At 60.0% G+C, this 22,219-nt stretch carries 25 protein-coding genes; 14 read left to right on the top strand and 11 right to left on the bottom strand.

What is annotated here, in order from left to right:
• Nucleotides 1–117: 117 nt before the first annotated feature.
• On the bottom strand, nt 118–942 hold the full coding sequence (locus V6R85_RS07855; protein WP_111834092.1) for a class I SAM-dependent methyltransferase: 825 nt from the start codon (nt 940–942) through the stop codon (nt 118–120).
• Nucleotides 943–1,228: 286 nt separating this feature from the next.
• On the bottom strand, nt 1,229–2,251 hold the full coding sequence (locus V6R85_RS07860; RefSeq protein WP_004429992.1) for an RluA family pseudouridine synthase: 1,023 nt from the start codon (nt 2,249–2,251) through the stop codon (nt 1,229–1,231).
• Nucleotides 2,252–2,289: 38 nt separating this feature from the next.
• On the opposite strand from V6R85_RS07860, the gene V6R85_RS07865 reads away from it, so the two are divergent.
• Together V6R85_RS07865 and V6R85_RS07870 are read left to right on the top strand one after the other, a co-directional pair.
• Complete coding sequence (locus tag V6R85_RS07865) at nt 2,290–2,682, top strand: membrane protein (protein WP_020011627.1); 393 nt, start codon at nt 2,290–2,292, stop codon at nt 2,680–2,682.
• The gene (locus V6R85_RS07870; RefSeq protein ID WP_111834093.1) at nt 2,672–3,526 is read left to right on the top strand and encodes a TrmH family RNA methyltransferase; all 855 of its coding nucleotides are present in this window, start codon (nt 2,672–2,674) and stop codon (nt 3,524–3,526) included. Before V6R85_RS07865 ends, V6R85_RS07870 begins: the two co-directional genes overlap by 11 nt.
• 187 nt (nt 3,527–3,713) lie before the next feature.
• On the opposite strand, the gene V6R85_RS07875 is transcribed toward V6R85_RS07870, so the two are convergent.
• Both V6R85_RS07875 and V6R85_RS07880 read right to left on the bottom strand, forming a co-directional pair.
• Nucleotides 3,714–4,943 carry a hypothetical protein gene (locus V6R85_RS07875; protein WP_112958707.1) on the bottom strand — a complete coding sequence of 410 codons (1,230 nt, stop codon included), beginning with the start codon at nt 4,941–4,943 and terminating at the stop codon, nt 3,714–3,716.
• Nucleotides 4,944–5,086: 143 nt separating this feature from the next.
• Nucleotides 5,087–5,683 carry a DUF1134 domain-containing protein gene (locus V6R85_RS07880; protein ID WP_020011624.1) on the bottom strand — a complete coding sequence of 199 codons (597 nt, stop codon included), beginning with the start codon at nt 5,681–5,683 and terminating at the stop codon, nt 5,087–5,089.
• Between the two features lie 252 nt (nt 5,684–5,935).
• Here V6R85_RS07880 and chpT point away from each other — a divergent pair, with 252 nt between their 5' ends.
• The 3 genes from chpT (at nt 5,936) to V6R85_RS07895 (ending at nt 8,381) form a co-directional block, all read left to right on the top strand.
• Nucleotides 5,936–6,583 carry a histidine phosphotransferase ChpT gene (gene chpT, locus V6R85_RS07885; RefSeq protein WP_060723657.1) on the top strand — a complete coding sequence of 216 codons (648 nt, stop codon included), beginning with the start codon at nt 5,936–5,938 and terminating at the stop codon, nt 6,581–6,583.
• Nucleotides 6,584–6,669: 86 nt separating this feature from the next.
• A complete protein-coding gene (locus V6R85_RS07890) occupies nt 6,670–7,197 on the top strand; it encodes a GNAT family N-acetyltransferase (RefSeq protein WP_004430003.1) in 528 nt (175 codons plus the stop codon).
• 137 nt (nt 7,198–7,334) lie between these two features.
• Nucleotides 7,335–8,381: an alpha/beta hydrolase family protein gene (locus tag V6R85_RS07895; RefSeq protein WP_161974130.1), complete on the top strand. Its 1,047-nt coding sequence runs from the start codon at nt 7,335–7,337 to the stop codon at nt 8,379–8,381.
• Between the two features lie 52 nt (nt 8,382–8,433).
• Here the strand turns inward: V6R85_RS07895 and V6R85_RS07900 are convergent, their stop codons facing one another.
• Both V6R85_RS07900 and ctrA read right to left on the bottom strand, forming a co-directional pair.
• Entirely contained in the window at nt 8,434–8,949 is a 516-nt protein-coding gene (locus V6R85_RS07900) for a GNAT family N-acetyltransferase (protein ID WP_087744881.1), read from the bottom strand.
• Nucleotides 8,950–9,174: 225 nt separating this feature from the next.
• Nucleotides 9,175–9,879, bottom strand: a complete 705-nt coding sequence (ctrA, locus tag V6R85_RS07905; protein ID WP_003522926.1) for a response regulator transcription factor CtrA — start codon at nt 9,877–9,879, stop codon at nt 9,175–9,177.
• Between the two features lie 480 nt (nt 9,880–10,359).
• Between ctrA and V6R85_RS07910 the strand changes: the two genes are divergently transcribed.
• Nucleotides 10,360–10,710: a flagellar export protein FliJ gene (locus tag V6R85_RS07910; protein ID WP_003491821.1), complete on the top strand. Its 351-nt coding sequence runs from the start codon at nt 10,360–10,362 to the stop codon at nt 10,708–10,710.
• A 287-nt stretch (nt 10,711–10,997) separates the two neighbouring features.
• Complete coding sequence (locus V6R85_RS07915; RefSeq protein WP_004430026.1) at nt 10,998–11,201, top strand: DUF1059 domain-containing protein; 204 nt, start codon at nt 10,998–11,000, stop codon at nt 11,199–11,201.
• Nucleotides 11,202–11,412: 211 nt separating this feature from the next.
• Here V6R85_RS07915 and V6R85_RS07920 read toward each other — a convergent pair whose 3' ends face one another.
• The 4 genes from V6R85_RS07920 to cysQ all read right to left on the bottom strand — a co-directional run bounded on the left by V6R85_RS07920 (nt 11,413) and on the right by cysQ (nt 14,550).
• Nucleotides 11,413–11,694, bottom strand: a complete 282-nt coding sequence (locus tag V6R85_RS07920; protein WP_004430028.1) for a GNAT family N-acetyltransferase — start codon at nt 11,692–11,694, stop codon at nt 11,413–11,415.
• Between the two features lie 222 nt (nt 11,695–11,916).
• Nucleotides 11,917–12,192, bottom strand: coding sequence for a CtrA inhibitor SciP (sciP, locus tag V6R85_RS07925; RefSeq protein ID WP_004430042.1), 276 nt, complete (start codon nt 12,190–12,192; stop codon nt 11,917–11,919).
• A gap of 191 nt (nt 12,193–12,383) precedes the next feature.
• On the bottom strand, nt 12,384–13,424 hold the full coding sequence (locus tag V6R85_RS07930) for a DUF2793 domain-containing protein (protein WP_004430045.1): 1,041 nt from the start codon (nt 13,422–13,424) through the stop codon (nt 12,384–12,386).
• Between the two features lie 337 nt (nt 13,425–13,761).
• Complete coding sequence (gene cysQ, locus V6R85_RS07935) at nt 13,762–14,550, bottom strand: 3'(2'),5'-bisphosphate nucleotidase CysQ (RefSeq protein WP_004430047.1); 789 nt, start codon at nt 14,548–14,550, stop codon at nt 13,762–13,764.
• 335 nt (nt 14,551–14,885) lie between these two features.
• Here cysQ and V6R85_RS07940 point away from each other — a divergent pair, with 335 nt between their 5' ends.
• The 7 genes from V6R85_RS07940 to V6R85_RS07970 all read left to right on the top strand — a co-directional run bounded on the left by V6R85_RS07940 (nt 14,886) and on the right by V6R85_RS07970 (nt 21,408).
• Entirely contained in the window at nt 14,886–15,788 is a 903-nt protein-coding gene (locus tag V6R85_RS07940; protein ID WP_004430050.1) for a branched-chain amino acid ABC transporter permease, read from the top strand.
• 4 nt (nt 15,789–15,792) lie between these two features.
• The gene (gene livM, locus V6R85_RS07945) at nt 15,793–17,190 is read left to right on the top strand and encodes a high-affinity branched-chain amino acid ABC transporter permease LivM (protein WP_004430051.1); all 1,398 of its coding nucleotides are present in this window, start codon (nt 15,793–15,795) and stop codon (nt 17,188–17,190) included.
• Nucleotides 17,190–18,068 (top strand): ABC transporter ATP-binding protein, encoded by an 879-nt coding sequence (locus tag V6R85_RS07950; RefSeq protein ID WP_004430053.1) that lies wholly within the window; start codon nt 17,190–17,192, stop codon nt 18,066–18,068. Before livM ends, V6R85_RS07950 begins: the two co-directional genes overlap by 1 nt.
• Entirely contained in the window at nt 18,068–18,796 is a 729-nt protein-coding gene (locus tag V6R85_RS07955) for an ABC transporter ATP-binding protein (protein WP_004430059.1), read from the top strand. The genes V6R85_RS07950 and V6R85_RS07955 overlap by 1 nt, the downstream gene beginning before the upstream one ends.
• A gap of 181 nt (nt 18,797–18,977) precedes the next feature.
• Entirely contained in the window at nt 18,978–19,331 is a 354-nt protein-coding gene (locus tag V6R85_RS07960) for a DUF6867 family protein (RefSeq protein ID WP_004430061.1), read from the top strand.
• A 119-nt stretch (nt 19,332–19,450) separates the two neighbouring features.
• Nucleotides 19,451–20,569, top strand: a complete 1,119-nt coding sequence (locus V6R85_RS07965) for a branched-chain amino acid ABC transporter substrate-binding protein (RefSeq protein WP_004430064.1) — start codon at nt 19,451–19,453, stop codon at nt 20,567–20,569.
• A gap of 131 nt (nt 20,570–20,700) precedes the next feature.
• Nucleotides 20,701–21,408 (top strand): polysaccharide deacetylase family protein, encoded by a 708-nt coding sequence (locus V6R85_RS07970; protein WP_004430067.1) that lies wholly within the window; start codon nt 20,701–20,703, stop codon nt 21,406–21,408.
• Between the two features lie 24 nt (nt 21,409–21,432).
• On the opposite strand, the gene V6R85_RS07975 is transcribed toward V6R85_RS07970, so the two are convergent.
• Nucleotides 21,433–21,957, bottom strand: coding sequence for an AAA family ATPase (locus V6R85_RS07975; protein WP_111834780.1), 525 nt, complete (start codon nt 21,955–21,957; stop codon nt 21,433–21,435).
• Between the last annotated feature and the right edge of the window lie 262 nt (nt 21,958–22,219).

Consider the following 22,219-nt stretch of genomic DNA (forward strand, 5'->3'; position numbering starts at 1 on the left):
GATTACTCGCCCAAGGCACACCGCTAGTGGCGGGTCGTTACCGACCCCGCACGAACCCATGTGACAGATATGTACGCGTCCGCCGCGTTTCAAGCGAACGCTGCGTTCACACATGCGTTATGTTGGGGCGACACCCTCTTTGACCTGTTTAACTTTCGAACGGTAGATTCGTTCCGAAAAACCGCCAAGGCCGGAGCGCACCATCAGCTCATACATGACCCGCCGGCGCATGGGATTATGAAGGCGAACCACCTTCGAGCCGAGGAACTGCGTCTCGACATGGCCCAACCCCTGCAGATCGGGATCGGCGGCAATCGCGCCGGCATAGGTCGCGTGAAATTCCCGCCGGCAGACATAGGTCTTGTATTTGGTCATGCCGAAGCAGACGAGGTTATGGCCATGGGTGCGAAGGAAATCGGCGACGCCCACCGTCACCTCCGGCCAGGCGGGGTTGAAGGTGTCGTCGAAGACGATGACGCCGTGCGGCGCGATCACCTCCATCGCCAGTTTTGCATCGGCCAGCACATGGTGCAGGTGGTGGCCGCCATCGATGCTGAAGAAACGGGCCGGGCCGATCTTCGAGGTGATGTCGGCGGGTGCCAGCCGGGTGCTGTCACCCCTGATGATCAGTTCCTTATCCATCGCAAAACCCAGCCGGCGGCCGTTTTCCATCAGGCGCTCATATTGATCGAGGCTGCCATCTTCGGGCGGGTCGAGATCGAACAGGTCGACGCCCAGTACCTTTTCCTGTGCCTGGGCGAATTTGCGCAGCAGGAAATAGGAGCGGCCATAATAAACGCCGATTTCCGCCATGCCGCCATCGAGCCCCCGGCTCGTCTGCGCCTGCAACAGCGCCTTGAAGACAAGCGCATCGGGCGGATCGATATAGCCTTCGACGCTGCGCAACTCCTGAAATATAAACCGGCGGTCTTCGATATTCATTCGCGAGAGATCCCGTCATCATGCCGGTTCCGTTCGAGGGAGGCGAATTGAACGTTCGGCGTTTCCTGCGGCGTCAGTGGTCGCCAAGCTCTTGTGCGGCCACGGTTTTCACGGCGGCGGTTTCAAGCTTTGCGGGGCCGAGGAGGTGTGACGATTGAAGCGAAATTGGGGCGGTCTATAAAAAGGACCGACTGCGGAATATCGCTATCCGCTAATCTTTTTTTATTATCCGGGGCTTCCGGCGAAATACATGGCGCAGTTTTTTTGACCGCGCCATGCAGGTTTTTCAGCCGCGCAATGCGGCGAGCAGCGCTTCCATGTCATCCGGCAGGTCGGTTTCGAACTCCATCACCTCGCCTGTACGGGGATGTTCGAAGGCGAGCAGATAGGCATGCAGCGCCTGGCGCGGAAAGCGGCCAACGGTGCTTTTTGCCGGTTCTTCGAGCAGGTTCGCCTTGGTGCGGAAGGCGGCGCCATATTCGGGATCACCGATCAGCGGATTGCCGATATGGGCCATATGCACGCGGATCTGGTGGGTGCGGCCGGTTTCCAGGCGGCATTCCACCATCGAGGCGAGGCAGGTGGCGTCCGGTCGTTCATGGTAACGCTCCATCACCTCATAATGGGTGATCGCCTCGCGGGCGTCATCCGAATCCTCGTGTTTGACGGCGCGTTTGGTGCGGTCGGCACTGCGGCCGAGTGCTGCGTCGATGGTGCCGCGCAGGGTGCGCGGGCGGCCCCAGACGATGGCCTTGTAGGCCCGCTCCAAAGGTCCGGTGCGGCCGTGATCGGCAAATTGCGCGGCGAGATGCCGGTGGGCATTGTCGTTCTTCGCCACGACCATGACGCCTGACGTTTCCTTGTCCAGCCGGTGCACGATGCCCGGCCGCTTGACGCCGCCAATGCCGGAGAGGCTGTCGCCGCAATGGTGGATGAGGGCGTTGACCAGCGTTCCCGTCCAGTTGCCGGCGCCCGGATGCACGACGAGCCCGGCGGGCTTGATGAGCACGATCAGGTCTTCATCCTCATATTCCACGTCGAGCGGAATGTCCTCGCCCTTGGGTTCCGGGTCTTCCGGTTCCGGCATCACGATCTCGATGCGATCGCCGGGATGCACCTTCTTTTTCGGCTCCGTCACCGGCTGGCCGTTGAGAGAAACCGCGCCCTGCTCGATCAGGGCCTTCAGGCGGCTGCGGGAGAAGTCGCCGCTCACCTCGCCCGCCAGCCAGGAATCGAGGCGGCCTTCGGCGTCTTCCCCGGCAATCAGGACTTTCCTTGCGTCTCCGCCTTGTTTAAAGGGGTCGTTCATTCTTATTTTTCCGATCCATCAGCATTTCAGGGAACCCGATGACGCAGATCGAGCAAGACGAACAGGAAGACAAGCCGCTTGATCCGGCCATGGAAAAAGTTCGCCGCAAGATGATCCGTTTGCAGATCGTGTCGGGCTCCGTGATGTTTATCAGCCTTATGGCCGTCTTCGGTGCGGTTGTCTACAAGGCGATGGGGCCGTCGAAAGCGGTTCAGACCCAGAACGAAGCGCCAAACCTTGCCGTCCCGACCGGTAATGGCCCGCTTGCCGTCACCGCGAGCCTGCCGCAAGGCTTTGTGATCGACAATGTCAGCTATTCCGGCGGCGACATGCTGTTTTACGGCCGGCTGGCCAATGGCACCCGCAAGGCGCTGGTCTTCAACGTCGCGGCCGGCCGGTTCCTTGCCGATGTGACTGTTGATGGCCAGTGAGGGCGCTGACCGGCTGGATGGGCGGGCGCTGATCCCGGTCGAAGATCCCGCCGATCCGCGCATCGCCGCCTTTCGCGATATTCGCGAGCGCGACCTCACCGGCCGGCAGGGCCGTTTCATTGCCGAAGGCACGGTGGTGCTGCGCATGCTGGCCGCCGCCCACAAAGCGGGCGGTGCCTTTGCGGCGGAAAGCATCCTCATCCTGCGCAACCGGCTGTCCGGTGTTGCGGATATTCTTGCCGATTTCCCTGATGATGTGCCTGTTTACGTGGCTGAAGCGCCGGTGCTTGACGGCATTGTCGGTTTTCACCTGCATCGCGGCATTCTGGCGCTCGGCCGCCGGGTTCAGGATCGCGGGCTCACCGAAATGACGGCGGCGCTTCCTCCGTCTTCGCTGGTGCTCGTGGGCTGCGGCATTTCCAATCACGATAATCTCGGGGCGATGTTCCGCAATGCGGCGGCCTTTTATGCCGATGCGGTGTTTCTCGACGAGACCTGCTGCGATCCGCTCTATCGCAAGGCGCTGCGTGTTTCCGTCGGATCAGTTCTTTCGGTTCCCTATCATCGCGGCGGCGGTGCGGTGGAGATGCTGGAGCGGCTTTCTGAGGCCGGGTTTGCGATCTGGAGCCTTTCGCCTGGTGGCGAGACCGAGATCCGCAATATCCCCCGCTCCGAGCGCATGGCGCTTGTCATCGGCACGGAAGGCGAGGGGTTGCCGCAATCGGTGCTCTCGCGGTTTCATACGGCACGGATCGCGCAGTCGCCGCAGCTGGATAGCTTGAATGCGGGGACGGCTTCGGGGCTGGCGCTTTATCAGATGGCGGGGGTGATCGGGCGGGTTTAGGCCATCGGTGGGTGTGGTTTACCCCCCTCTGCCCTGCCGGGCATCTCCCCCTCAAGGGGGGAGATCGACAAGCGGCCAGGTTTCGGCCATCTCGACGTTTGAGAATGAAGTGATGTTAGTGCTTCTTGCCGATCTCCCCCCCGAGGGGGAGATGCCCGGCAGGGCAGAGGGGGGTAAAACCACACCCTCAGTGTTTCCGCTTCTCCATCACCACCTTCGCCCGCTTCGCAAGGCTGTCCCGCCCCGATGAGCCGGAGGCCTTGGCAAGCAGCCCTGGAATGGGCGATGTCTCGCCCTCCTGCGCCGCCGTGAGCGCGATCATCTCAGCGGCGATGCGGGCGATTTCGCGGCGGATCGGTTCGTCATTGCCGGTGCCGCGCACATTCAGCAGGCGCTCGGTGAGCGCGGTGCCCTGATTGCGGATATCCTCGATTTCCTGTTCCAGACCTTCTGACGCCGGCGCCGTTGTCTTCTCAACCGGTGAGATGGCTGCCTCCTCGGCGGCGACCGCCGGTGTCGCCTCTGCTTCGGCGACGGGTGCGACTTCAAGCGCGGCGGCTGGGGCCGGCTGTGGCGGCGGGTTTACCGCCTTCTCAACCGGCACGGCAGGGTTCGGCAGACGAATGATCATGTCGTTGGCGCGGCCGCCGGTTGCGGCAAGCTGTTCCTTGAGACGGGCGGCTTCCTGGTTGCGCAGCGTCAGCATCGTGTCGAGATCGGCGTTTTTCGCCATGAGCGTAGCGACCTGTTCTTCCAGCCGGGTGACCTTGCGGCTTTCGCGCGCAACCGCCGTCATGGCTTCCTTGTTACGGGCCGCCACGTCCTGCAGTTCACGGGTCGCCGTCTCGCCTTCCTTGCGGAAGCGCGTGGCGCTCTGCTTGGCCTGTTCTGCCTCCAGATCGCGGGTGGCAGCGAGGATTTTCGAATCATCCAGTTCGCGCGTCAGATTGGTGAGGCGGGCGGTGAGATCGGACATCTGGCTGGCGCGCTCGTTGGCGGCCTGCTCCTGTTGTGCGAGGTTCGCCTGTATGATGCCGGCGCGTTCTTCGCTGGCATCAAGCGCTGCGCGCAATTCGCCGATTTCCAGCGTCAGCTCCTCGATTTTCAGGGAGAAGCTGCGATTCTGCTCGCCAAGGCGATAGGCATCGCTGGAAGCGGCTTCGTTGGCGAGGCGCAGCGAGGTGTTCTTTTCCCGTTCCGTATCCAGTTCCTGGCGGACCTTGGCGTTTTCGGCGGCGTAGAGCGCACGCGCCATGTCCTTCTGGGCGCGGACTTCCTGCGGGCTGATGGGCATTGTCGCGCGTATGCGGTTTTCCGTATAGGCGACGATGCGGCGATGGATCGCGGGTGCGATCAGCAGGGCCAGCAGGGTTGCGGTGAGAAAACCCAATCCGAAGAGAATGGCATATTCGATCACGCGGGACAGTCTCCGAAACTCAGATACGCGCGCATTCGGAAAGAGGGGCGCGAAAGCACGTTACGCTATTATTGCAACCGTGGGGAGGGGTGTCGCACCGTCAAAACCGGCCCGTTATTTCCTCCCGCCCCGGCTTTAGCGAATCAGAAGGGGTTCCAGGTCGGCTGCTGGGTGAGCTTCAGGTAGCCGACATTGATGCCGAGGCGCGCGCCGATGCCGGTGCGGATGGGCGCGAGGGTCACGTCGCTGCTCTTCAGATAGGTCATGCCGACGCCGGCGACGATGAAGGCGGAGCCGCTCACACCGCCGTAACGGCGGTAAAGCGCATCGACGGAGGGCAGGTTATAGACCAGCATCATGGCGCGGGTGCCCTGGCCGCCGTAATCGAGGCCGAGCGACGGGCCCTGCCAGAAGACGGGGTGCTGGCCGGCGTTCTTGGTGTAAAGCGTGCCTTCGCCATAGGTGAGGCCCGCGACGAAAGCGCCGGAGCCTTCCTGCCCGAGAATGTAACCGTTTGGAAGACCGTATTGCTGGAAGGCGCGCTCCACCACCTTGGCAAGACCGCCGGTGGTTTCACCGAAGAATCCGTGGCCTGCATCCACGACTTCCTGGAACGAATATTGATCGCTGTTCTGGGCCGAGGCCGGTGCGACCCACATCAAGAGGCTCGCAAGGAGCGCGACAATCTTTCCCAGTCCGAGGCGTGCAATGGTGCGGGTTTTCGTAAGGCGCATCGTCATGTCCGTCCGTCTGTTTCGTTAGCGCATAAGCCCGAAAATCCGAATCGGTTTTCGAAAGGGCCGGTCGCGCAGAGTCAAAGTTCTACAGCATGTTTCGCGCATCCTTGCGGATACACGGGGCTCCAGTGTGGCCTGTTAAGGCATTTGGCATTTTGAAACCATCCTATTAACAATCGGTTTACCAAATATGGTGTCATTATGGCTTAACAATTTCCACACCGTCCGCGCCTCCCTTGCGCAGGAGAGAATTTTATGACCAGCAAACTCAATATCACGCTGTCCGGTCCCGATCTGGCGGCTCTTCTGTGCAGCCGTGTGTGCCATGACGTTATTTCTCCTGTCGGCGCCATCAATAACGGCCTCGAACTTCTGGACGAGGGCGGCACGGATGACGATGCGCTCGATCTCATCCGCACGTCAGCCCTTAACGCATCCGTGCGGTTGAAGTTCGCCCGCCTTGCTTTCGGTGCTTCCGGCTCCGCCGGCGCGTCCATCGACACCGGTGAGGCCGAAAAGGCTGCCCAGGATTTCGCTGCCGCCGAAAAGAAGGCGGAAGTGAGCTGGAACGGCCCGCGCGCCATCGTTGCGAAGAATCGTGTCAAACTTCTGCTCAACCTTTTCCTCGTGGCTTACGGCGCCATTCCGCGTGGCGGCAATGTGGATGTGCTGCTGGAAAGCCCCGACGGCGACGCCAGGTTCGAAATCACCGTCAAGGGCCGGATGATGCGCGTGCCGGCCAAGTTCGCGGAAATTTATGAAGGCAGGCTGGAAGAGGCGGTCGACGCCCATTCCGTCCAGCCCTATTACACGCTGCTTCTGGCCGAAGAGGCCAATATGGCGGTGGAATACAAGGTGCATGACGATCGCATCGTGTTTACGGCGAAGACGATTACGGAGTGATCGTTTCGATGCGACAGTGACGCCATCAGGGGTCGGGCCGGCTTTTGCCAGTGCCCGGCCTTTTTCTTTTCAGAGGAGGAGGTCTCATGATCCGTGTCGAAACCGCGCGTCTCCTGCTGCGGCCGCATGCCATCGAGGACGAAGCACGTTATTGCTCCTTCTGGAGCGCGGATGTTCATCCGATCCCGGGCGTGAGCTCGATCGCGCCGCTCGATCCCGAACTCGCCTTCGCGCGGCTTCTGCGTTTCATCGGCCACTGGTCCGTCTTCGGTTTCGGCCCCTTCGTGGTGGAGGAAACCGCCACGGGACGAATCGTCGGCGAGGTGGGGCTGGCCCATATGCGCCGTGGACATGGCGCGGATTTCGACACCGCGCCGGAGGCCATGTGGAAGATTGACAGGGATCTGACCGGCAAGGGTGTGGCCAGCGAAGCGGTACAGGCCGCCCTTGGCTGGTTTGATGCCAAGGGCATATCGAACCGGATCGTCTGCATGATCGATCCGCTGAATGCGCCGTCGCTCGCGATCGCCGCCCGTTTCGGCTTCTGTCCTTTCCGGGAAACGACCTTCCGCGACAGTCCCGTGCGGCTTTTCGAGCGGATCGCGGATATCTAGCGCTCGGCATAACAGGAAGCGTTTGCGAGCGAGCCGCTGTCTCGATTGCGTTTCAGGACGACCTGAAACCTGTTTGAGGTCTCGGCAGGCGGCGGTTTGAACCAAGGGTTGGTCCATATCAACTCCTGGAGCATCCCATGCGCTATTTCATTCTGGCGATACTCGTCATCTTTTCCACTGCTCAGGCCGCAAGGGCGGAAAGCGGTATCGGCTTTAAACAGATCGAATTGCCGGATGAGGGGGGCGCGAGAACGCTTGCCGTTTCATTATGGTACCCGGCCGCGCCCTCGGGCAAAAGCGAGATCGTCGGCGAAAATGCCGCATTTTACGGTCTTGAGGTTCAACCGGGTGCCTCTTTTCTTAAGGATTCTCGTCCGCTCGTGCTGCTGTCGCACGGTTTTGGCGGTAGCTGGCGCAACCTGAACTGGATTGCCGGCGAGCTTGTTCGGGAAGGTTATGTCGTGGCCGCTCCGGATCACGGCGGCGAATCATTTACCGAAGAAAATGCGACCGAGATCGTTCCATTGTGGGAACGGCCGCGCGACATCAGCAGAACGCTGACGGCCTTGCTTGGCGATGATCGATTCGCCGGCAGGATCGATGGGACGCGCATCGCGGTTATCGGCCATTCCCTCGGCGGCTGGACCGCGATGGAACTGGTTGGCGCGCGATACAGCGCCGATCTTGCCCTGAGGGATTGCGGCGCAGAGAAGCGCCCGCCGCAATGCAAGGCTCCCCGGCTGCTAGCCAAAGTCGGGGTTGTCGGTGACGGCAAGGCCGATCCGCGGCTTTCGATGGATTTGAAGGATGCCCGCATCCGCGCTGCCATCGCGCTGGATCTCGGGCCGGCCGCGGGTTTCCTGCCGGAAACGCTGCAGGCCGTCAGCGTACCGGTTCTGGTTCTGGCGGCAGGTGTGGAGACACCAGAGATCGCCGCTATCAAGGCCGATTCCGAATATATCGCCCGGCATCTGCCAAAGGCGACGACGGTTTATCGGGACATACCGGATGCCAGCCATTTCAGCTTCATGCAGATTTGCAAGCCGAACGGCGAAAAGATCGTGGAGGAACTTTCACCGGGTGAGGGTTTCGTCTGCCGGGATGGCGGCGGCAGGGACCGCGTGGCCATCCATGCGCAGATCGCGGAGGCAATCCTCGGCTTTCTGAAAGTGGAAATGCGCTAAGTTGGATTTTCGGGACGCCTCGCGACCGTAATGGCCGCAAGGCGTCCCTCTTTCAAACAGCGTTTACCTGATAGTGCCGATAAACGAGGTCTTCGGGATCGGAACGAGGTGCTGCCGGATCGAGCCTTCCGCCGATTCGTTCGGCGACGGCCGCTGATTTGCGGTTTTGCGGCGAGACGTAGCTAACAAGCGTGGGCAGGCTCAGGGTCCTGAAGGCCCAGTCGCGCAGCGCCGAGGCGGCTTCAGCGGCATAACCGCGCCCCTCATGGCCTTCGTAAAGCAGCCAGCCAAGTTCCTTTTCCGGAAACAGCGGACCGTGATTGATGCCGACCTGGCCGATACATTCCCCCGTTTCGCCAAGCTCGATCATTAGCGCGCCATGGCCGAAAAAGTACCAGTTGGCGAGATCGTGGCAGAACACGCCCCATGTTGAGGGCAGGTCGTATGGTCCGCCGACACCGATGGAGCGCGGCGACGTCATGAAGTTCCGATAGGCGGGGAAATGCGCCATGGTCAGCGGGCGCAGCGTCAGGCGATCCGTCTTGAGGGTTGGGATGGCGTGGTTCATGTACCGGCGTCCTTTGGCGATGCGTGGCCAGGTCTTTCTCTCCTCATTGCTGTGCTTGTCACAGGAATCCGGTCGACGCGTCTGCGCGGCGGAGAGTCCTTTCAACCCAAGGACTTGGGATGGCTGGATTCCTGTGACAGGCACAGCAATGAGGGAGAGAAAATCGCAACAAAAAACCCGCCGTTTCCAGCGGGTCTTTTAAAAACTGTCCTGTTCCGGATTGGATCAGGCGGTTTCGAGGAATTCCGTGGCGCCGTCAGGCTCGCGCAGAACATAGCCGCGGCCCCAGACGGTTTCGATGTAGTTTGCGCCGCCGGCGGCGTTTGCGAGCTTCTTGCGCAGCTTGCAGATGAAGACGTCGATGATCTTCAGTTCCGGTTCGTCCATGCCGCCATAGAGGTGGTTCAGGAACATTTCCTTGGTCAGCGTCGTGCCCTTGCGCAGCGAAAGCAGCTCAAGCATCTGATATTCCTTGCCGGTCAGGTGAACGCGCTGGCCGCCCACTTCAACCGTCTTGGCATCGAGATTGACGATAAGCTCGCCGGTGGCGATGACCGACTGCGCATGGCCCTTGGAACGGCGGACGATGGCATGAATGCGGGCAACAAGTTCGTCCTTGTGGAACGGCTTCGTCATGTAATCGTCTGCGCCGAAGCCGAGGCCGCGAACCTTATCCTCGATGCCGGCCATGCCGGACAGGATGAGGATCGGCGTCTTGACCTTGGAGAGGCGAAGCGTTCTCAGAACCTCGTAACCCGACATGTCGGGCAGGTTGAGGTCGAGAAGAATAATATCGTAATCGTAGAGCTTGCCGAGGTCCACGCCTTCCTCGCCGAGGTCGGTCGTGTAGACGTTAAAGCTTTCCGACTTGAGCATCAGTTCAATGCTCTGCGCTGTTGCGCTGTCGTCTTCAATAAGTAGAACCCGCATAATTATCCCCTTTGCCGCCCGCGAACCGGTAAATCATTGCCTCGCGCGATGCGGATCCAGACGTTGCCTGATTTGCAGGCTGCCACCAAATGGTTAACAAATTCTAATTGCCTTTGGCAAGGTGTATCGAATTTATTAAGCAAAGAAGGCATTTCGCTGTTTTTGCACGTGAATCCACCATCGCCAAAATTGAAGCTCAACGTGAGGATTTCCCGCTAAGTGATTCAATCGACTCTTACATCGTCTGGCCCGTTTTTTTGGACCTGGCATTTACCGACCCTTAAATGATCGTGTTTATCATTAACGATGCCCGTAAACGAAAGGTTAACGACGGCGGTTTTTTATTAACGTCGGGTAACTTTTGGGAATCATTCCGGGACAGGGGTCAACCCTTACGGAAAAACGGGCGGGTTAAACGGGCCGGTCAGGGGGCATAGTGCCTTTTTTGATCCGGGTCTCGCTATCCATGGAGTATTGCGTATGAAGTCGCGTGACAGCCTGGTTCGCCTGAAGGAATTTCAGGTCAATGAAAAACGCCGGCAGCTTAACCAGCTGCAGCAGATGATGTCCGAGTTTGAGCGGATGGCAAAGGAACTGGTGCATCAGATCTCTCTGGAAGAGAGCAAGTCGGGCATTACCGATCCGACACATTTCGCCTATCCGACCTTCGCCAAGGCCGCGCGCCAGCGGGCGGATAATCTTCAGGTCTCGATCCGGGAGCTGAAGGCCCAGCAGGAGGCCGCCGAGGCTTCGCTGGAAGAGGTGCAGGCCGAATATGAAAAGGCCGCCGCACTGGAAAACCGCGACGGAGCCATCCGCGCCCGCGCCTGACCACAGGCGCAAAAGCTGACGAATGATCGTCCTCATTGACGGCTGCCGGTGGATCAGGAGGCGGCTTTCAATGACGGGACGCCATGCATTTTTTTAAAAGGCCGCTCCTTAAGGGCGGCCTTTTGTTTTGCGGCGTCGCCGGTGTTTCCCGCCGGGACGGTCATGCCCGATTTCGATTGTCCGGAAGTTGGGAAAGGCGTATTTTACGGGGGTTCCGACCGTGAGCCGGAGGCTTTTACGCGCACGCGCCCCGTGCAGGCGCGGGCGGCTATTGCAGGGAGGAAAAAATGGCCCGCCAATATATCGATTGCCGTGAATTCCCCAGTGACAGCAGATGCACCGTTGCCATTTCCGCCGATTCTCAAGAAGAGCTTATGGAAGCGGCCGTGCAACATGCCGTGGCGGTGCATGGCGCAGAGGATACGCTGGAATTCCGTGAAGAAGTCCGCCGGAGCATGCATGCCGGGACGCCGCCGTTGAAGGTGGCGTGATTGCTGGTACACCTGAAAATCTCTCCGCCGTCATGCCGGACTTGATCCGGCATCCAGCCGACGCGCGCCTGCGCAACGAGAAGTGTCTTTTCAGCTCAATGACTTGAGCTTGCTGGACCCCGGCTCAAGGCTGGGGTGACGGAGTGTGGATGCTCCGTTTTGGCCAAAACACCCGTAGATAGCTGCCATAAGGCTCTTTATGTCTGCCATTTTACCCCTGGATCACATCCGCCCATTCGGCATGGCGCAATGTCTGGGCCTTGAAGAAGGGGCAGAGCGGAATGATCTTCCAGCCGCCCTTGCGGGCTTCATCAATCGCATGGGCGGCGAGCGTCTGGCCGACACCCTTGCCGCGCAGCGCATCGGGCACACCGGTATGGTCGATGATGATGAGGGAAGGGGAGGTGCGCGAATAGGTCATCTCCGCCTTGTGGCCGTCGATGGTCGCCGAATATTCGCCGCGCGATCCGGTTTCGGTGGTCTTGATGTCCATGGTCTCTGCCTCCGCATTGCTGTTCGTTTTCGCCACTCTAACGGCTTGCGCCTGAATTGAAACAGCGCGATAGCGAACGCAGCGGACACAAACCGGCGACAATCACCGGCTCTGTCGGGCAGTTTTCAGGAGAAATCCGAAATCAAACCGAAAGCCCCGTCGATGATCCGGCGGGGCGTTCTGGAATTCGGTTTGGGGCGCGTTACCGCGCCGGCGCACTGTTTAGTGGCGATATTGCTGAATGCGCGTGGTGCGCAGACCGGCGAGGCCATGATCGGAGATCGAGGACTGCCAGGACAGGAATTCTTCAACGGTGAGCGTATAACGCTCGCAGGCTTCCTCGAGGCTCAGCAGTCCTCCGCGTACCGCGGCAACCACCTCCGCCTTTCTGCGAATGACCCAGCGACGGGTATTGGCAGGCGGAAGATCCGCAATCGTCAGAGGGCTGCCATCGGGGCCGATGACATATTTAACTCGTGGGCGTATCATTTCGGTCATTGGACACTCTATACAAACTCAAGACCATATGACGGGAACTCTATCCCGGTACCTTTAAAAATTGCCTAAGCAGCTCGTGACAATTTATTAAGAATTTGAACGGTTTCGCCTGATTTGTTCGAGTCGCCTTATTTTGCCGGGAAAAAATTTTTCCAAAAATCGCATTTTTTCTCTCTCATCGGTTGTTTCCGTCAGAGTGCCGCAAGCGAAAGGCACGTTTTCCCGTTGCCCTGGGTAAATTCCGCCGTTCCCTCATGCTGCAGCCGCAGGCGGTCGCCGGCATCGAGCGGAAGGATCGATGTTGCCGACTGCTGTGTGCCTGAGGTCGATGCATTTCCTGCCATGCCGAAACTGGCCGCCGCACCGTTGATGAAAAGCGTCACCCGGTGGCCGGAGGAGGAGACCACGGCGAGCGACAATGCTGCCAGATAAAGGCCCTTTGCCGGAACGACGAGTTCACGCCCACCGGTTCCCAGGGTTTCCCCGAGCGCAAATCCGCCCTCGGCGATGAAGAGCACGGAAAAACCCGCCGCCGAGCCATTGGTGGGTTTCGTCGTGCCAGAGGGCATGCCGGCGACGGCAAGCGGACGGTTGGGCATCGAGACCCGGCCATCGCCGCTGCACAGAAGCGCCGTGTGCCAGGAGGTGCCATCCACACTGGTCTTGATCGAAAACCCGTCATGGCCGGCAAGGCCCATTTCCGCCCGGCCGCTCCAGCCGGACTGGAACAGCAGCGTGGCGGTATCGGCCTTTGCCGCCTTGTTGATCGTCATGCGGTGGCTGCCGTCTTCCTCGGCATGGGTAAAGAGGCTGGCGGGGGAGGCGAGCGCCAGCCGGTTGGTGTCATCGGCCTCCGCGCCGATCCCCAGCCGCTCCTGCCGGCCGGTGGCCGGCAGCGGCAGGTCGCGCCAGCTCCCGTCCTGCAGCAGGCGATATTTGCTCTCGGTCGCAAACCATGCCGTCCAGCCCGGCTGCGGTACTATAAAGAGCCACGCGCCATCCTGCCGGAACGCGAGCCTGCCGCCCTTGCCGACCCAATCGCCGGTGGCGCCCGGCGTCAGCAGGAAACAATCGCCTTCGGACGCATTCTCGGGCGGGGCGGCAACGGCAGCCTTGATGGTGAGCTGCACGATTGCATCCAGCCTTTGCAGGGCTTCGTTGTGGGTGACGTGTTTTTGGGCCTGTGAGGGTAGGATGTAAGGAAGCCGAAGTCTCGCCGTCTGTTCCGTCATGATGTGCCTTCCGCGTTGTTGTGTTTCCTTGCGGGGCATTGTGACGGGGGGACGTGGGGTGGGGATGAGTGGGGATGGATTATTTTTTGTTGGGCCTTGGTGGGCGCGGCTTACCCCCTCTGCCCTGCCGGGCATCTCCCCCTCAACAGGGGAGATAGACTCGCGGGCAGGCTTCGCCCATCTCAGCATCTGCGAATGAAGTGGTGGTAGTGCCTCCGGCTGATCTCCCTCCTTGAAGGGGAGATGCCCGGCAGGGCAGAGGGGGGTGAAGCCTCATACGCCGAAGCGGAGATCGATCCGCGCTTTGCAAGAGCCGAGGAAACGCGCCGAGCGCCTGTTACCCCGCGTGTTCCACCGCCATCGCCCCCTCGGCAATGAAGTCCGGATTGGCCAGCGCATCCTCGCCATCGCCCCTCACCGCATAGACAAGGGGCCTGCCCTCGCAATCGAGCGTCCTGCCGCCTGCGGCGCGCAGCACGGCGTCGCCGGCGGCCGTGTCCCACATCATGGTACGGCTGAAGCGGGGGTAGATATCGGCAGCGCCTTCCGCCAGCATGCAGAATTTCAGCGAGGAGCCGACGGAAATGCAGTCTTTCAGCCCGTGTTCGGCCACGAAGGCTTCCGTCTTCGCCGTGCAATGCGAGCGGCTGATCAGCGCCACGGGCGAAGCGCCGCGCTGACGCGCCCGGATGGGGTGGCGCGAAAGGATTGCGCCTTCGCCTGATATTGCGAGCTTTTCGGCGGCGTTTTCTTCACCCGTCCACGCCTGTCCACGGCAGGGGGCGTAAACGACGCCGGCCACCGGAATGCCATTGCGGATGAGCGCGATATTGACGGTGAAATCGTCCTTGCCGGCAATGAATTCCTTGGTGCCGTCAAGCGGATCGACGAGAAAGAATTCCGCACCGGTTTCCGGCAGGATGCCGTTTGAGACAGCCTCTTCGGCCACCACGGGGATGTCAGGAAAATGGAGGGCCAGCGCCGCAAGGATGATCACCTCGGCACGCTGGTCGGCCTCGGTCACGGGCGAACAGTCGTCCTTGTATGACACATGTGGGCCGGCGCGATGGACCGCCATGATGGCCTGCCCGGCGTCCAGCGCCGCTTTCGTCAATATGTCGATCATCTCTTTGCCAATTGTATCCCGTCTGCGGGATATCGCCGTTCCGATATTCGCTACTCCTTTGCCCGCTGCCCGTCAAATAATGGCATTGGACAATGCTAAAATAAGCATCCAACCGTCATTTTTTCAGCACTTCCTGCCAAAATCATGGCTCTTTTGACCGGGAAAGCGGCAGTCCATGTGGAAATTCCAAATTTTGTGCAGGATCGCCCGTTTTTGACTTCACATTTTTAACGAACACGATATGCATTTTGAGGGTGGGGGTCTGCCTGAAAGGCTTCCCCTATAATTAACATAACGAGGCGTGACCCATTCGAGGTCGTGCCCGGGGGAAAGACATGGAGTATTTTATCCAGCAGCTCATCAACGGGCTGACTCTTGGATCGATCTACGGCCTCATCGCTATCGGCTATACGATGGTTTACGGCATCATCGGCATGATCAACTTCGCCCATGGCGATATTTTCATGCTTGGCGGCTTCGCCGCCCTGATCGTTTTCCTGATCGTGACATCTTTTGTCGCCGGCATTCCGGTGGCGCTTCTTCTGCTTTTGATGATGGTCGTCGCCATGCTGATGACCGGCCTGTGGAACTGGGTGATCGAGCGCGTCGCCTACCGCCCGCTCAGAGGTTCGTTCCGTCTTGCACCGCTGATCACTGCCATCGGCATGTCGATCGCGCTGTCCAACTTCATCCAGGTCACCCAGGGTCCGCGCAACAAGCCGATCCCGTCCATGGTGACGGAAAGCTATCATTTCGGCGCCATTACCGTCTCGCTGAAGCAGCTGATCATCATGGTCGTCACCTCGGTGCTGCTCTTCGCCTTCTGGTATATCGTCAACAAGACCCCGCTCGGCCGGGCGCAGCGCGCCACCGAACAGGACCGCAAGATGGCCGCATTGCTCGGCGTTGATGTCGACAAGACCATCTCCATCACCTTCATCATGGGTGCGGCGCTGGCTGCGGTCGCGGGCACCATGTATCTGATGTATTATGGCGTTGCCTCGTTCAGCGACGGCTTCATTCCCGGCGTCAAGGCGTTTACCGCGGCCGTTCTCGGCGGCATCGGCTCGCTTCCGGGCGCTGTTCTCGGCGGTCTGCTGATCGGTCTCATTGAATCGCTGTGGTCGGCCTATTTCTCCATCGCCTACAAGGATGTCGCGGCATTCGGCATTCTGGCTTTCGTGCTGATCTTCAAGCCGACCGGTATTCTCGGTCGTCCGGAAGTCGAGAAGGTGTGATCCCATGACCAATATCGCTTCCGAAAACGCCGCTTCCAGCCCGAGCCTGATGGCGACGGCCGTGAAGGAGGGCCTGATTGCGGGCCTCATCTCGTTCGGCATGTTCATTCTTTATGTCGGCATCGTCACCTATCAGGATATCAACAACCAGCTGATCTGGGGCACCCGCTGGGGGCTTCTGGCGATCTTCGTCGGCATTGCCGCGGTCGGCCGCTTTCTCGTGGTCGGCTTCATCAAGCCGTCGCTGGACCGCCGCCGGCTTGCCAAGGCGAAAAGTGGCATTCTGGAAATCTCCGAGGAAAAAGGATTTTTCCACAAGCACTTCCTGAAGCTGGCGCTCGTCCTGCTGCTGCTTTATCCTGTTATCGCCGTGCAATTGTTCGGCTTTCAGGGCTCGCTGAAATTCGTCGACAATTTCGGCATCCAGATCCTGATCTATGTGATGCTGGCCTGGGGCCTGAACATCGTCGTCGGCCTCGCCGGCCTGCTCGATCTCGGTTATGTGGCCTTTTACGCGGTCGGCGCCTATTCTTATGCGCTGCTGTCAAGCCATTTCGGCCTGTCCTTCTGGGTGCTCCTGCCGGTCGCGGGCATTCTCGCCGGCTTCTGGGGCATCATTCTCGGTTTCCCGGTTCTGCGCCTTCGCGGCGACTATCTGGCGATCGTCACGCTGGCCTTCGGTGAGATCATCCGCCTCGTGCTTTTGAACTGGACGGCCGTCACCAAGGGCACCTTCGGCATTTCCGGCATCGCCAAGGCTTCGGTCTTCGGCATCTGGTCCTTCGATGTCGCCGCGCCGAACAATTTCGCCAAGGCCTTCGGCCTGTCGATGTCGTCGGCCTATTACAAGATCTTCCTGTTCTACGTGATCCTGCTTCTGTGCATGCTGACGGCTTACGTCACCATCAAGCTGCGCCGCATGCCGATCGGCCGTGCATGGGAAGCGCTGCGCGAGGACGAAATCGCCTGCCGTTCGCTCGGCATCGACACCGTCATCACCAAGCTCACCGCCTTTGCCACGGGCGCGATGTTCGGCGGTTTCGCCGGTTCCTTCTTCGCCGCGCGGCAGGGTTTCGTTTCGCCGGAAAGCTTCGTCTTCCTGGAATCGGCCGTCATCCTCGCCATCGTCGTTCTCGGCGGCATGGGTTCGCTGACAGGCATCGCCATCGCCGCCCTCGTCATGGTCGGCGGCACCGAGCTTCTGCGTGAGATGGAGTTCCTGAAGCATGTCTTCGGGCCTGACTTCACACCGGAACTTTACCGCATGCTGCTCTTCGGTCTCGCCATGGTCATCGTCATGCTGTTCAAGCCGCGCGGTTTCGTCGGCTCGCGTGAACCCACGGCCTTCCTTAAAGAACGCAAGGCCGTCTCCGGCAGCTTTACCAAGGAAGGTCACGGTTGATGGCTTCCGGAATGACGAACATGACACCAAACACCACTGGCGATACGATCCTCAAGGTCGAACATCTCTCGATGCGCTTCGGCGGCCTGATGGCCATCAACGACTTCTCCTTCGAGGCGAAGCGCGGCGAGATCACGGCGCTGATCGGCCCCAACGGTGCGGGCAAGACCACGGTCTTCAACTGCATCACCGGCTTCTACAAGCCGACGATGGGCATGATCACCATGCGCCAGCAGAGTGGCGAGGCGCATCTTCTCGAGCGCCTGCCGGATTTCGAGATCACCAAGAAGGCCAAGGTGGCGCGCACCTTCCAGAACATCCGCCTGTTTTCGGGTCTGACGGTTCTGGAAAACCTGCTGGTGGCGCAGCACAATGCGCTGATGAAGGCCTCGGGTTACACCATTCTCGGCCTTCTCGGCCTGCCCGCTTACCGGCGGGCGGTGGATGATTCGATCGAAAAGGCCAAATACTGGCTGGACAAGGCCGATCTGACCGACCGCGCCGACGATCCGGCCGGCGATCTGCCCTATGGCGCGCAGCGCCGTCTGGAAATCGCCCGCGCCATGTGCACGGGGCCGGAGCTTCTGTGCCTCGATGAGCCGGCCGCCGGTCTCAATCCGAAGGAATCGCTGGCGCTCAATGCGCTGCTGCGCGGCATCCGCGATGAAGGCACGTCGCTGCTTCTTATCGAGCACGACATGTCCGTGGTCATGCAGATTTCCGACCATGTTGTGGTTCTGGAATATGGCCAGAAGATTTCCGACGGTTCGCCGGACCATGTGAAGAACGACCCGAAGGTCATCGCCGCCTATCTGGGTGTCGAGGATGATGAAGTGGAAGACGTGATTGCGGAAGAACTCGACGGAGGAGCGGCCTGATGCCCGGTGAATCGCTTCTCAAAGTCCAGGGTGTCGAAACCTATTATGGCAATATCCGGGCTCTGGCCGGTGTCGATGTCGAGGTCAACAAGGGTGAGATCGTCAGCCTGATCGGCGCCAATGGCGCCGGCAAGTCGACGCTGATGATGACCATCTGCGGCAGCCCGCAGGCGCGCGCCGGTCAGGTGATCTTCGACGGTGAGGACATTACCCATCTGCCAACGCATCTCATCGCCCGCAAGCGCATCGCCCAGTCTCCCGAAGGCCGCCGGATTTTCCCGCGCATGACGGTGCTGGAAAACCTGCAGATGGGCGCCAATCTCGATAATCTCAAGCATTTCAAAGAGGACGTCGAGAAGATCTTCACGATGTTCCCGCGTCTGAAAGAGCGCCAGAGCCAGCGCGGCGGCACGCTTTCCGGCGGCGAGCAGCAGATGCTCTCCATCGGCCGCGCGCTGATGGCGCGTCCGAAGCTGCTGCTGCTTGATGAACCGTCACTCGGTCTTGCACCGCTGATCGTCAAGGGCATTTTCGAGGCGATCAAGAAACTCAACCAGGAAGAGGGGCTGACCGTCTTCCTCGTGGAGCAGAACGCCTTTGCCGCGCTGAAGCTTTCCGACCGCGCTTATGTGATGGTCAACGGCAAGGTGACGATGAGTGGTTCGGGCAGGGAACTGCTCGCCGATCCGCAGGTGCGCGCCGCCTATCTCGAAGGCGGACGGCACTGAAAGATTTTACTTGCGCCGGAAATCTTGCGGCGCAAGACTGCAAACGGCGGCCTGCCGTCCTTTCGGCCAAACCTTAAGGATCCCTGGTGGGGCGTAAACAATAAAATGCCCGGCGGGAAACGACGGGACGACAGACAAGGCAGGGCCAGGGCGTTTCCGCCCGGCACTGATGGGGAAAGAGATGCAGGGCCTTTTTTTCGAAACCGATAACGGCGTGCGTTATGTTCTGCGCGCACTGGTTGTTCTCTTGGGTTTCTGGACGGCGTGGCGCACGGGCAGATCGGTGGCCGATGGCTGGGGCGGTTATACGCGGGTGGTGATCTATACGCTCGCACTGGGGCTCGTCATGCGGTTTCTGCATTACGCGCTCTTCAACGGGCCGTTCATCAACGGCTTCTATTACGTGTTTGACGTCGTTCTTCTTCTGGTCTTTTCCAGCATCGGTTTCCGCATGCGCAGGACGAGCCAGATGGTCAATAATTACTATTGGCTCTACGACCGGACGTCGGCATTTTCCTACAAGAAGAAAGATTGACAGGCGGATTTTTCCGACTGCACAATGCTCGTCAGAGTGGAACGGTTTCCTGTTCAGTGAAGGTGGGTACTGAACAGGTCCTTGCAATCAACCCATCCAAAGGAACTGGGAGTAAAGTAATGAAGAAGTCTCTTCTTTCCGCTGTTGCGCTGACCGCCATGGTCGCGTTTGGCGGTTCGGCCTGGGCCGATGTCGTGATCGCTGTCGGCGCACCGCTGACCGGCCCAAACGCTGCTTTCGGCGCTCAGATCCAGAAGGGTGCCGAACAGGCTGCGAAAGACATCAATGCCGCCGGCGGCATCAATGGCGAGCAGATCAAGATCGTGCTGGGCGACGACGTATCCGACCCCAAGCAGGGTATTTCGGTTGCCAACAAATTCGTTGCTGACGGCGTGAAATTCGTTGTCGGTCACTTCAACTCCGGCGTTTCCATTCCGGCCTCTGAAGTTTACGCCGAAAACGGTATTCTCGAAATCACGCCTGCCGCAACCAACCCTGTTTTCACCGAACGCGGCCTGTGGAACACTTTCCGCACCTGCGGCCGTGACGACCAGCAGGGCGGCATCGCCGGCAAGTACCTGGCCGACCACTTCAAGGACGCCAAGGTCGCCATCATTCACGACAAGACACCTTATGGTCAGGGCCTTGCCGATGAAACCAAGAAGGCTGCCAATGCCGCCGGCGTGACTGAGGTCATGTATGAAGGCGTCAACGTCGGCGACAAGGACTTCTCCGCGCTGATCTCCAAGATGAAGGAAGCCGGCGTTTCCATCATTTACTGGGGCGGCCTGCACACCGAAGCCGGTCTCATCATCCGCCAGGCGGCTGACCAGGGCCTGAAGGCGAAGCTCGTTTCGGGCGACGGTATCGTCTCGAACGAACTTGCTTCCATCGCCGGCGACGCCGTTGAAGGCACGCTCAACACCTTCGGCCCCGATCCGACGCTGCGCCCGGAAAACAAGGAGCTGGTAGAGAAGTTCAAGGCCGCCGGCTTCAACCCGGAAGCCTACACGCTCTACTCCTACGCCGCGATGCAGGCGATTGCCGGTGCGGCGAAGGCTGCCGGTTCCGTGGAGCCGGAAAAGGTTGCCGAGGCCCTGAAGTCCGGCACCTTCCCGACCGCGCTTGGCGACATCTCCTTCGACGAGAAGGGCGACCCGAAGCTTCCCGGCTACGTCATGTACGAATGGAAGAAGGGTCCGGACGGCAAGTTCACCTACATCCAGCAGGGCAGCTAAGCTCTTCTGTGACTTCCTATCGAAGCCCGGCAGCGATGCCGGGCTTTTTCTTTTTGTGGTCCGGCTTGCCATACTGGAGACAACAAGGCGGGAAACAAAGCCTCTCGGGAAAACTGCAATGAGGGGTAGCAATGACGATAAAGCGAACCGTGTCTCTATTCCTTGTTCTTGCTGGGCTGGCGGCGGTGCTGATAGGCGTGCATTTCTTCAGCAAATCCCGAACGACGCAATTATTTGGTGGCATCATCGCAAGGGTCGAAACGGAAAGGCCGGTGGTGGCGCTGACCTTCGACGATGGGCCGTCGGTGCGTTTTACGCCTGATGTCCTGACGATCCTGAGGGAGCGCGGGGTAAAAGCGACTTTCTTTTTGACCGGTAAGGAGACCGAAGAAAACCTGCCGCAGGCGCGCATGATCGTGAGCGAGGGGCATCAGCTCGGCAACCATAGCTATACGCATTCCAACATGATGTTCATGGGGCCGGCGCGGATCAGGGAGGAGATCGAGCGCACCGATGCGGCTATTCGCGCTGCGGGCTACGAAGGCGAGATCATGTTCCGGCCGCCCTATGGCAAGAAGCTGCTCACCTTGCCCTGGTATCTTTCACGGCATGACCGGAAAACCATCATGTGGGATGTCGAACCGGAATCGTTTCCCGATGTCGCCGACGATGCGGCCGCCCTCGCCAGTCACGTCATCGAGCAAACGAGAAACGGCTCGATCATCATCATGCATGTCATGTATCGAAGCCGCGAGGTGTCCCGGCAGGCGCTGCCCCTGATCATAGATGGCCTTCGTCAACGCGGGTTCGAGTTTGTTACCGTCGCGCAATTGCTCTGATATCGCTGCCGAACCTGTGGCTGTTCAGCCGATCCGCGCCAGAATAAAGTCGGCACGTTCCTCGATGCCTGATTTTGGAAGCACGACGCTATCGTAGCCAAGCGCTTCATAGTCCCGGACAAGACGTTCATACTCCTCGACCGCCGCGTCGAAATCATGCCGGCGTTCATCGTCGCCCCGATAGATTTCAGGCCAGGGCGGGGTGAGGAAAACCAGACGGTTATAGCGGTGCGTGTTTTTCAGCGTATCGATGAAGCCATCGCCGCCGACATGGCGTAGCGCAGAGGCGGCGTCGATCAGGCCGCGATCGAAAAAGACGAGGCCATCCGCTGGCGCCTTTTGCCGGTCTTCCAGGGCCATGGTGATCGCCCGGCGGGCGAAGGCCTCGATGTCGATCCAGGGCAGGGCGGTGCCGTTATTGCGGGTTTCTTCGATGACGATGCGCCGACCGGGCTCCTCGACGGTTACGAAACCGCGCCGGGCAAGTTCTGCGAGGAGGGTGGATTTTCCGCCGCCGGAGCAGCCGGAAAGGATGATGAAACGGTTCATGGGCGTTTCTCCTGTGTTGGGGATCAGGTGGATCGGGTGGTGATTTTTCGGCAGGCAGGGGTGAGGCAGGTTTCTTCTCCCCGTCGGGGAGAAGGTGGCCCGAAGGGTCGGATGAGGGGGCAAGCTCTCCGAATATCTCGACGCTTGCCCCCTCATCCCGCTGCCGCGGACTTCTCCCCGGTGGGGAGAAGAAACAAGGGGCATCCGCTCGGCCGGAAGCGGATACTCTGCATTCAAGCAGAAAATATATGTTTGCTGAACC

Source organism: Agrobacterium sp. CCNWLW32 (assembly GCF_037083425.1).
Classification (GTDB): domain Bacteria; phylum Pseudomonadota; class Alphaproteobacteria; order Rhizobiales; family Rhizobiaceae; genus Agrobacterium; species Agrobacterium radiobacter.

Coding starts and splice junctions, on each gene's coding strand:
- V6R85_RS07855 (WP_111834092.1), bottom strand. CDS start 942: ATGAATATCGAAGACCGCCGGTTTATATTTCAGGAGTTGCGCAGCGTC.
- ctrA (WP_003522926.1), bottom strand. CDS start 9,879: ATGCGGGTTCTACTTATTGAAGACGACAGCGCAACAGCGCAGAGCATT.
- V6R85_RS07960 (WP_004430061.1), top strand. CDS start 18,978: ATGCAGGGCCTTTTTTTCGAAACCGATAACGGCGTGCGTTATGTTCTG.
- V6R85_RS07975 (WP_111834780.1), bottom strand. CDS start 21,957: ATGAACCGTTTCATCATCCTTTCCGGCTGCTCCGGCGGCGGAAAATCC.
- cysQ (WP_004430047.1), bottom strand. CDS start 14,550: ATGATCGACATATTGACGAAAGCGGCGCTGGACGCCGGGCAGGCCATC.
- V6R85_RS07910 (WP_003491821.1), top strand. CDS start 10,360: ATGAAGTCGCGTGACAGCCTGGTTCGCCTGAAGGAATTTCAGGTCAAT.
- chpT (WP_060723657.1), top strand. CDS start 5,936: ATGACCAGCAAACTCAATATCACGCTGTCCGGTCCCGATCTGGCGGCT.
- V6R85_RS07955 (WP_004430059.1), top strand. CDS start 18,068: ATGCCCGGTGAATCGCTTCTCAAAGTCCAGGGTGTCGAAACCTATTAT.
- V6R85_RS07965 (WP_004430064.1), top strand. CDS start 19,451: ATGAAGAAGTCTCTTCTTTCCGCTGTTGCGCTGACCGCCATGGTCGCG.
- livM (WP_004430051.1), top strand. CDS start 15,793: ATGACCAATATCGCTTCCGAAAACGCCGCTTCCAGCCCGAGCCTGATG.
- V6R85_RS07970 (WP_004430067.1), top strand. CDS start 20,701: ATGACGATAAAGCGAACCGTGTCTCTATTCCTTGTTCTTGCTGGGCTG.
- V6R85_RS07860 (WP_004429992.1), bottom strand. CDS start 2,251: ATGAACGACCCCTTTAAACAAGGCGGAGACGCAAGGAAAGTCCTGATT.
- sciP (WP_004430042.1), bottom strand. CDS start 12,192: ATGACCGAAATGATACGCCCACGAGTTAAATATGTCATCGGCCCCGAT.
- V6R85_RS07950 (WP_004430053.1), top strand. CDS start 17,190: ATGGCTTCCGGAATGACGAACATGACACCAAACACCACTGGCGATACG.
- V6R85_RS07870 (WP_111834093.1), top strand. CDS start 2,672: ATGGCCAGTGAGGGCGCTGACCGGCTGGATGGGCGGGCGCTGATCCCG.
- V6R85_RS07940 (WP_004430050.1), top strand. CDS start 14,886: ATGGAGTATTTTATCCAGCAGCTCATCAACGGGCTGACTCTTGGATCG.
- V6R85_RS07880 (WP_020011624.1), bottom strand. CDS start 5,683: ATGACGATGCGCCTTACGAAAACCCGCACCATTGCACGCCTCGGACTG.
- V6R85_RS07900 (WP_087744881.1), bottom strand. CDS start 8,949: ATGAACCACGCCATCCCAACCCTCAAGACGGATCGCCTGACGCTGCGC.
- V6R85_RS07930 (WP_004430045.1), bottom strand. CDS start 13,424: ATGACGGAACAGACGGCGAGACTTCGGCTTCCTTACATCCTACCCTCA.
- V6R85_RS07915 (WP_004430026.1), top strand. CDS start 10,998: ATGGCCCGCCAATATATCGATTGCCGTGAATTCCCCAGTGACAGCAGA.
- V6R85_RS07865 (WP_020011627.1), top strand. CDS start 2,290: ATGACGCAGATCGAGCAAGACGAACAGGAAGACAAGCCGCTTGATCCG.
- V6R85_RS07895 (WP_161974130.1), top strand. CDS start 7,335: ATGCGCTATTTCATTCTGGCGATACTCGTCATCTTTTCCACTGCTCAG.
- V6R85_RS07920 (WP_004430028.1), bottom strand. CDS start 11,694: ATGGACATCAAGACCACCGAAACCGGATCGCGCGGCGAATATTCGGCG.
- V6R85_RS07890 (WP_004430003.1), top strand. CDS start 6,670: ATGATCCGTGTCGAAACCGCGCGTCTCCTGCTGCGGCCGCATGCCATC.